Raw genomic sequence first — 1,864 nt, forward strand, 5'->3', positions numbered from 1 at the left:
CGAATATCTTGAGGGCCGCCGTCTGCGAACTGATCTGATCCACGTCCAGGTCCGCGCCGACGACTCCAAGGAGTTTCCCCGCGTCGTCCCGGACGGCGACCGCCATGGTGATCCCAAGGCTGTTGGTCGCTGCGATGATGTAGGGCTCTGAGCAGATGACCTCCCCGTCCCTGGCCGCGACGGCCAGCTTGTACCAAGGGCGCGTCCGGGAGTCGAAGTCGTCGGGGGCTTTCCAGCCGCCTCCGTCCGCAAAGCGCCCATCCGACTCGTAGCCCCAGAACAGCTCCTTGATGCCGTTCGGCCTGTTCTTGGCCAGAAGGGCGGCGGCGGCGCGGGCCACCTCGTCCTGAGAGACCGCCCCGAAGTTCAGATAAGCGTACCGCAGCGATTCGGCGGAGGCCGAGAGGACCGCGGAGGATCGGGTCAGGACGCCTCGAAAGACCTGGGCCGACTGGGACACGCTCTCCACCCCGGCTCCCCTCAGAACGGAGGACAGCGTCGAGCCGCCCCAGAGGTAAACGACCCCGACCATCAAGAACAACACCAGGAAAACCGCTGCAACCGTCCCCAACATCTTGCTCCGAATCGTCATCTTTCCGTCTCCCTTGCCGCATCAAAAGCCGAAAAAACATCCCGTAGCGCCGTCGCGCAAACGCGCGAAACCCGGAGGGCCGCTCCTGCCGCACAAAGCTTTTTCAGCTCGTCAAAACGCCGGGGAAGGCCATTCACCGGGATAAAAACAACTTCGCCGCTATTATATACACAACCCCGAAGGGCGGCAATACAATGCGCTCGAAAACTCTTGACATCCTAACGCAGTGGTGATAATTTAATGCTGAATTTACCCTTATTGGTATAGGGGAGGACGAGAGCGATGAGGCGCAGAGACGGAGAGGCCGCAGTGCAGGTTCGGAACAACGGGATGTGGTGGTGGCAGCCTTAAGCTGCCCTCTGTCCGCGCGCGTTGAAGAAGAAAGCGCTTTAAGGGCCGGAGGGAATCAACCCTCCGGCCCTTTTGTTTTGTATCGAGAGCGTCAGAGCTCGGGGCCGACCCTTTGGCCCCGGGCTTTTTTGTATCCCAAACTTTTACTTCATTTTTGCTTTATTCAGGAGGAGATTACGATGGCGAACGACGTCGAGAGGAAAGCGATGGTCACGGGGTTCTTTGGGGAGTACGGCGGGCAGTTCATCCCCGAACCGCTGAAGGCGCGCCTGGACGAATTAGACGAGGCCTTCCGGGACGCGATGGCGGACACGGCGTTTCAGGAGGAGTACCTGACGCTCCTCAGGGACTACGTGGGGCGTCCCTCGGCGCTGACGGAGTGCCGCAACGTCTCGGAGGACCTGGGCGGGGGGCGGCTCTTCCTGAAGCGGGAGGACCTGAACCACGGCGGCGCGCACAAGATCAACAACTGCATCGGGCAGATCCTCCTGGCCAGGCGCATGGGGGCGAAGCGCATCATCGCGGAGACGGGCGCGGGGATGCACGGCACGGCCTCGGCCATGGCCGCCGCGCTCTTCGGCATGGAGTGCACGGTGTACATGGGAGCCCTGGACATGGAGCGCCAGAGGCCCAACGTGGAGCGGATGCGGGCCATGGGGACCCGCGTCGTGGCGGTGACGGAGGGGCAGCAGACCCTCAGGGAGGCGGTGGACAGGGCCCTGTCCGTCTATGTGGAGGAGCCGGACACCTTTTACCTCCTGGGCTCGGCCGTCGGGCCGCACCCGTACCCCTCCATCGTGCGGGAGTTCCAGAGCGTCATCGGGCGCGAGGCGCGGGAGCAGTTTCTGAAGCGCGAGGGGCGACTGCCGGACTACGCCGTCGCCTGCGTCGGAGGGGGCAGCAACGCCATCGGGCTCTTCT

The 1,864-nt window shown here is 63.3% G+C and carries 2 protein-coding genes; one reads left to right on the forward strand and one right to left on the reverse strand.

The annotated features are described in order from the left end of the window. The coding region (locus SY1_RS10070; protein WP_208873687.1) for a cache domain-containing protein at window positions 1-592 on the reverse strand (592 nt) is incomplete at its 3' end. Between the two features lie 530 nt (window positions 593-1,122). Here SY1_RS10070 and SY1_RS10075 point away from each other — a divergent pair. Beyond that, window positions 1,123-1,864, forward strand: a 742-nt coding sequence (locus SY1_RS10075) for a pyridoxal-phosphate dependent enzyme (protein ID WP_208873689.1), incomplete at its 3' end; no start/stop codon positions are given.

It is taken from the genome of Fretibacterium fastidiosum (assembly GCF_000210715.1).
Taxonomy (GTDB): domain Bacteria; phylum Synergistota; class Synergistia; order Synergistales; family Aminobacteriaceae; genus Fretibacterium; species Fretibacterium fastidiosum.